This window comes from Streptococcus dentapri, from assembly GCF_042649885.1.
Taxonomy (GTDB): Bacteria; Bacillota; Bacilli; order Lactobacillales; family Streptococcaceae; genus Streptococcus; species Streptococcus dentapri.
Map to the genome: position 1 here is coordinate 1 of NZ_JBHSAC010000030.1, position 6,860 is coordinate 6,860.

A 6,860-nucleotide genomic window follows, 5' to 3' on the forward strand; every position below is an offset into this window, starting at 1 on the left:
TAGTATACTCCTAAACAGAGCAAAAAGCTCTTAGAAATGCAATTCCAAGAGCTTTGTCTTCAGTCTGAGGCTGGAACTTTTGTTCCAGCCTATTTATATCTATAAAAAATGATTTAGCGTAAAGCTATTAAGATGACAGTTACGATATAAAAAAGAGCTGTCAACAGGTATCCCATCCGCCAAAATAGTTTAAAGAAACGCTTATAAGAAAAAACTTTGACACTATTGCGAGTGCGGTAGATGATAAAGAAACAAGTTGCGATAGCTAGCAGACACATCATCAGTAAATATTGAGGGAGAAAACTGTGAGTAAAGTAGATGCCTGAATAATGGATAATGGCCCAGGCTAAAAAAGGCAGGGATAGGTCCGGAAATTTTATACTAAAGCGCTTGAGATCAAAATACCGAACCAGTGATTGCGCCAAAAAGGGGACTAGAAAAAAGTACAAGAATGCTAGAAGGTATATCATGTTTCTATTGTACCTTCAAAATCCTAATTTGTAAATATTTTGAGAGGATTGCTAATAAAGAATTACTGGCTCTCTAAGAAATATAGCCATTAGTTTTTGTTAGCGCTTACAAAAATGTGATATGATGAACTAACAAAATAATATACCGTAGAAAGGATGATTGAAATGGTAGAAGAAACTCGTGTTGTTATTGTAACTGGTGGAGGTCGCGGTATTGGTAAAGAGATTGTTAAGCAATTAGCAGCAGATGGTTACGCTCTTGTGGTAGCTGATTTAGATGCTGATGCGGCCAAAGCGGCTGCGGATGAATTGCTGGCTAAGGGGTTTAAAGCAGTCAGTGTCCAAGGAGATGTGGCTAAGAAAGAAGCTCATGAAAACTTTGTTAAAGCTGCCGTAGATAATTTCGGTCGCTTGGATACCTACATCAACAATGCCGGTATTGCTCAGGTCAAGACCTTACAAGAGGAGACTCCTGAGGATATGGAAAAAATTTATGGAGTCAATGTTTTTGGTACCTTATATGGTATTCAGGCAGCGGCAGCACAGTTCTGCAAGCAAGATGATGGTGATAAGATTCGTAAGATTATTAATGCGTCAAGTATTGCTGGTCACGTTGCTTTTGATCTGTTGGGTGCTTATTCATCAACAAAATTTGCCGTTCGTGGTCTGACACAAGCTGCCGCTAAAGAATTAGGCAAAGATCATATCACTGTCAATGCTTACTGCCCGGGTATCGTTGGCACGGACATGTGGGATTTGATCGATAAGAAGATGGTTGAAGAAAAGGGTGGTTATAAGGGACAATATCTGAAACAATATTCTAAGCTCATTACTCTAGGACGTGTACAAACGCCTGCAGATGTGGCTGATTATGTTTCTTACTTGGCTTCTCCTAAGTCTGATTACATGACTGGATAGGCTGTCCAAATCGATGGAGGCATCCAATTCATCTAAGCTTCTAAATTGCCATAATATATTAGAAAAATTATCTCAAGAAATCTAGAAAAAATCTTGCATCTCCAGATTATTTCGGTATAATAGATAAGGTATGTATTTTGCATACTTGTGGGAGGTAAAAATCTGAAATTACCGAGAGAACCACAGTAGGAGGATTTTTATATCATGGTTAAAAAAGTCGAAAATATCGTAAAACTTCAAATTCCTGCCGGTAAAGCTACTCCAGCTCCACCCGTTGGACCAGCCCTTGGTCAAGCAGGAATCAATATTATGGGATTCACAAAAGAGTTTAACGCTCGTACAGCTGATCAAGCTGGTATGCTTATCCCAGTTGTTATCTCAGTGTATGAAGATAAATCATTTGATTTCGTCACTAAGACACCACCAGCTGCTGTTCTTTTGAAAAAAGCTGCCGGTGTTGAAAAAGGATCTGGTGAACCTAATAAAACTAAGGTTGCTTCAGTAACACGTGCGCAAGTACAAGAAATTGCTGAAACTAAAATGCCAGATTTGAATGCTGCAAATCTTGAATCTGCTATACGTATGATTGAAGGAACTGCTCGTTCAATGGGATTCACTGTTACTGACTGACTGTAACAGAATCCATAACCCGCAACTTCATCAGACTTCGATGAGTGACGTGGGAGATGAAAGTCGATATGACCACATTACACAAGGAGAATTTATAACATGGCTAAAAAAAGCAAACAACTGCGTGCTGCTCTTGAAAAAGTTGATAGCACAAAAGCATACAGCGTTGAGGAAGCTGTAGCACTTACAAAGGAAACAAACTTTGCAAAATTTGATGCAACTGTAGAAGTTGCTTACAACTTGAATATTGACGTTAAGAAAGCAGACCAACAAATCCGTGGCGCTATGGTCTTGCCAAATGGTACTGGTAAGACACAACGCGTACTTGTATTTGCTCGTGGTGCTAAAGCTGAAGAAGCTAAAGAAGCTGGTGCAGACTTTGTTGGTGAAGATGACCTTGTTCAAAAAATTAACGATGGTTGGTTGGATTTTGATGTTGTTATCGCAACACCAGATATGATGGCAATTGTTGGACGTCTTGGACGTGTGCTCGGTCCTCGTAACCTTATGCCAAACCCTAAAACTGGTACTGTAACTATGGATGTTGCAAAAGCCGTTGAAGAGTCTAAAGGCGGCAAAATTACTTATCGTGCCGATAAGGCTGGTAATGTTCAAGCTATCATTGGTAAGGTTTCATTTGATACTGACAAATTGGTTGAAAACTTCAAAGCCTTCAACGATGTGATTGTTAAAGCAAAGCCATCTACTGCTAAGGGCACTTACATCACAAATCTTTCAATTACAACAACACAAGGTGTTGGCATCAAGGTTGATGTAAATTCATTATAAGAATATAAAGAGGTTTGGGAAAAGTTCTCAGCCTTTTTTATTATACAAACTCTTTATAACGGTTTGACGCAGTGGTTGGTAACTCAGTGTCTTAGTTTTTAGGTTGCCTCTCTTATAGTTTGAGAGACTGCCGAGGTGATTAAGGACTAACTTCATATGATCGAGCAAGAGTTGTTTGAGGGCGTATTGAGACAGTTGTCTGAGGAATGATGGTTTATCCAATGTGAAGAGGTAACTGTTTCTGTATAGATTTTATAAATTGCTAGTATAAGATAGGTCTAAACGTCATCGATGTTTGGTCAGTGAAGCTAGCATGAGTCCATTGGTGAAATATAGTTCTTGTGGCTAGTTTAATTGCTCGTGCTGTTTCCATCCTTAAAAAAACAAGCTACAAAGATATTTATGTGCTAAAAAATGGCTTAGATTACTGGAATGGTGAGATAAAATAATTTTTTAGCTGCTACACTTTAGAATAGCTCCTTGACATTAAGGAGTTTTTTTATTGTATAAATACCGTAAAAAATAAATTAAAAGAGCAATAAATGTAATAATTGTGATATAATTACTTTGTTTGATGAATAAAACGGTCTCTGAAAAAGTATTATATACAAATAGAAGTTTTATTTATCTTTTTATAATATTTTAGATGATAAAGGAGTTTCTATGGAACGGAAAGTGGGCGAACGTCAACGTTTTTCCATTCGAAAGATGAAAAAAATTGGAGCAGGTTCAGTCTTACTGGGCATGACTTTTTTAATGCTTACACTTACAAATAATATCAGTGCTGATGAAGCAAATGTGCAAGCTAATCCAGAAACAACTGCGGCATCAACAGAGAAAAATCAGCTTCAAGAAACAAGTGAGGAAGCAAGTTCGGCAACCTCTGCGGCTTCAAATACTTCTGCTGACTCAGCTGATAAAACTGAATCTCAGAAAAGAACTGTAACAATTACTTACAGTATTGTTTATGTTGACGATTTAGGGAACGAAGTTTATCGTCTTCAAAAGTCAACCATTGTTGAAGCAGATGGAACAAGTCCGGCAACAGCAACTGTTACTGAGAGTGCAAATGAAATGTCAGCTGGGGCACTCAGCAACTATCAGCTGAGCGGAACAAGTTCGGTAACTCAGACTCTTACGGAAGGTGCTGATAATACGATAACCTTCAGTGTTTCTGCTAAAGAAGAAACTTCCACCTCCCGGAGTACTTCCAGTGCAGTTTCTTCAGAAGCCACTGTCAGCGCAGCGGCTTCGGCTGATATAAGTGAGCCAGCTGCTGCTGACCCGAGTGAACCTGAAGAAGCAGATGACGTCACAGATACAGATGTAACAGAAGTCAATTTCTATAGTGAAGGAAAAAAAGTTTCTACCCAATATGTAAAATCTGGGGACAAGCTGTCTGAACCAAATGTTCCAGTGTATGGGAATAAGGCTTTTATCGGATGGTTTGATGGCAACAATCAAATTGATTTTAATCAGGTCACTTCCTTTGAACCAGGAACAATTGTCAATATTGAGGCTCATTTCTCAGATACGGTTCGCGTAACCTTTAAAAATGATGCTGGTGTTGTTGTTAAGGTAAAGGAAATACCTGCCAATTCAACGGTCTCACCTGCAGATGTTATTATCGTAGCACCAAAAGATTCTTATGTTTTTTCTCATTGGTCTGACACTCCAAATGGAGCTGCTTTTGACTTTAATCAGCCAATTTCTACTGATTTGACCCTCCATGCGGTCATTGTCAATCAAAAGACAGTCACCTTTGATTCTAACGGTGGAACATCGGTTAATAATGTCTATGTAAACTCAGGTTCTCTGGCTGATAATGTTGGACAGCTTCCAACTCCAACACGGCAGGGATACACCTTGGATGGCTGGATTGATACCAAAACAGGCACATTTGTTGATACGAGTGCTGAAGTGACACGAGATTATAATCTGAAAGCTCAATGGTTTCCCAATTCCAATACAACTTATCAAATCGTTTACTGGGGAGAAACTCCAGACGGTGTTCGAGAAGTCAACGGCCTTCGCTATACGGTATTAGATAGTCAAAGTTTAACGGGAACCACGGGATCTGTCATTAGCTACACCGATCCAGCAGCTTTGCGTGCTTTATATGAAAAATCGGCTTATCAGCCAGATGGAACGGTTACTATTGCAGGAGATGGTCAGTCTGTTCTCAATGTTTACTATGAACGCCGTAAGTTTACACTGACGGTTGTTATTGGAAGCAGCAGAACTGACTATCAAGTTAAATGGGGGGCTGAACTGACTCCCTATTTAGACAATAAGGGTGTTAGCTCATGGAGCCTTAGGATAAATGGCACCGATACCCGTTTAGCCCGTTTAAACTACCCTATGCCGGCCTACAGTACTGTAGCTACTGCTGGTATTTATAATTATACTGCACATCCGACGATTTATTACCTTGATATTGATACTGGAGAAACTTTCCGCAGTCAGGTCATTAATTCAAATGTAGGGAGCACACTTAATTTAAGCTCAGCGACGGAAGGTTACGATTTTGTTCGATTTGAAGGTCAAGCGAACGGTGTTACTCAGATAAGAATTACTGAAGCACATAATTGGAACGGCATTCGTGCTTATTTTCGTAAGAAACAGTACAGTGTTACTTTCGTGACTAATGATGACAGCATTGGTAATTTTGTTTCGACCGTAGACTATAAATCCAATGTTTTGCCTTTGGTACCAACATCGTTAACACAGTATGTGACCAAGAAAACAGATGAATATGGTGTCAACTATGTTTTTACAGGCTGGTATGATAATGCAGCTACTAGCGGTGATCCTATTGATTTTACCAATGTTAAGGTGCCAGCGGGAGGACTTATCTATTATGCTGGATGGGCTAAGGAGTATATTCCAGTAACCGTATACAAGGATACTGTCTTAAGTGATACATCAACAGAAAAAACTGTTCTTCTGGTAAGTTCAGGGGATACCATTCTTGATACAGACAATAAATATGCTCAATTAAATGCAGATGGCAGTATTCAATACGATGCTACAGGAACGCCGAAAGTTGACAGCAGTAAGACATTCTCTGGGACACTTGAAGTTAATAATAAATTCAATTTTGATGGCAGTATTTTAGAGCCAACATGGTATAAACTGGTCAATGGCCGTCTCGAGCAAGTGAATATCGAGACTGAAATCACAGAAGCAGGAATGATTTTAGTTCCTGTTTGGACTTACCCTACTAAAAAAGTCGTTTATGATGCGAATGGAGGCAGCAATCCGCCGGCAACCAGTGATGTGGAATTCCAACAAAATATTAAAATTGTTGAACAAGGGGATATGACACCGCCAAATGAAAGCTTAGTCTTTGTTGGTTGGAATACTGAAGCAGATGGTACAGGAACGCGTTATACACCTAAACAAATTTTACAATTCAATCAATTTTCCGGCGATACTTTGACCCTTTACGCTCAATGGTCTAAGGATTCTAACCGCGACTATGTAGCAGTTACTTATAATCCTAATGGCGGTTCCGGAGAAATAGTAATTAAGCAATATCTTAATAATCAAGCGGTATACATTAGAAATCAAGGCTATTCAAAACCAGGTTTTCTCTTGATAGGATGGTCGACTAATCCTGATGGCCCAGAAGAATATCCTACGGGGAAGAAATTCACCGCCTCCAATATGACCCTATATGCTATTTGGACAGAGAAACTGACAGCCAATGCCAGCGAACCGAATATTTTAACGGATAAATCTCCAGTTGCAAGCAAGACAGTTGTTAAAAGTAATAAGGCAGATGCTGTCATAAGGCCTTCTCAAGCAGTAAATGGAATTTTTATTGATAGTCAAGGTAACCTGCAAGGAACTGCAAATATCACGGATTGGTCAGGAAATGATGATGAAGAGCGGCAGTTTTCTATTTCAGTGACGGTGTCCTTGACAGTTGTTCGTCCAAATGGTAATTCAACAAATGAAAGTATTGTTGTAAACGTACCGATCACGGTTCAACGTGATACGGATGGGGATGGCGATCCCGATGTGACGGACGCGGATGATGACAACGAT

Annotated in this window: 5 protein-coding genes; 4 read left to right on the forward strand and 1 reads right to left on the reverse strand. The window is 39.4% G+C overall.

The genetic code is table 11. The features are described 5' to 3' along the window. Nucleotides 1-113: 113 nt before the first annotated feature. On the reverse strand, nt 114-470 hold the full coding sequence (locus ACFOSE_RS03360; protein ID WP_380430497.1) for a DUF3397 family protein: 357 nt from the start codon (nt 468-470) through the stop codon (nt 114-116). A gap of 165 nt (nt 471-635) precedes the next feature. Between ACFOSE_RS03360 and ACFOSE_RS03365 the strand changes: the two genes are divergently transcribed. From ACFOSE_RS03365 to ACFOSE_RS03380, 4 genes are all read left to right on the forward strand, one after another. After that, on the forward strand, nt 636-1,388 hold the full coding sequence (locus tag ACFOSE_RS03365) for an acetoin reductase (RefSeq protein ID WP_380430499.1): 753 nt from the start codon (nt 636-638) through the stop codon (nt 1,386-1,388). A gap of 204 nt (nt 1,389-1,592) precedes the next feature. Further along, nucleotides 1,593-2,018: a 50S ribosomal protein L11 gene (gene rplK / locus ACFOSE_RS03370; protein WP_380430502.1), complete on the forward strand. Its 426-nt coding sequence runs from the start codon at nt 1,593-1,595 to the stop codon at nt 2,016-2,018. A 99-nt stretch (nt 2,019-2,117) separates the two neighbouring features. Further along, nucleotides 2,118-2,807, forward strand: a complete 690-nt coding sequence (rplA, locus tag ACFOSE_RS03375) for a 50S ribosomal protein L1 (protein ID WP_380430505.1) — start codon at nt 2,118-2,120, stop codon at nt 2,805-2,807. Between the two features lie 663 nt (nt 2,808-3,470). Beyond that, nucleotides 3,471-6,860, forward strand: a 3,390-nt coding sequence (locus ACFOSE_RS03380; protein ID WP_380430508.1) for an InlB B-repeat-containing protein, incomplete at its 3' end; no start/stop codon positions are given.

Excerpts from the sequence above, each read along its gene's own strand:
- ACFOSE_RS03360 (WP_380430497.1), bottom strand. The coding sequence starts at position 470 with ATGATATACCTTCTAGCATTCTTGTACTTTTTTCTAGTCCCCTTTTTG.
- ACFOSE_RS03365 (WP_380430499.1), top strand. The coding sequence starts at position 636 with ATGGTAGAAGAAACTCGTGTTGTTATTGTAACTGGTGGAGGTCGCGGT.
- rplK (WP_380430502.1), top strand. The coding sequence starts at position 1,593 with ATGGTTAAAAAAGTCGAAAATATCGTAAAACTTCAAATTCCTGCCGGT.
- rplA (WP_380430505.1), top strand. The coding sequence starts at position 2,118 with ATGGCTAAAAAAAGCAAACAACTGCGTGCTGCTCTTGAAAAAGTTGAT.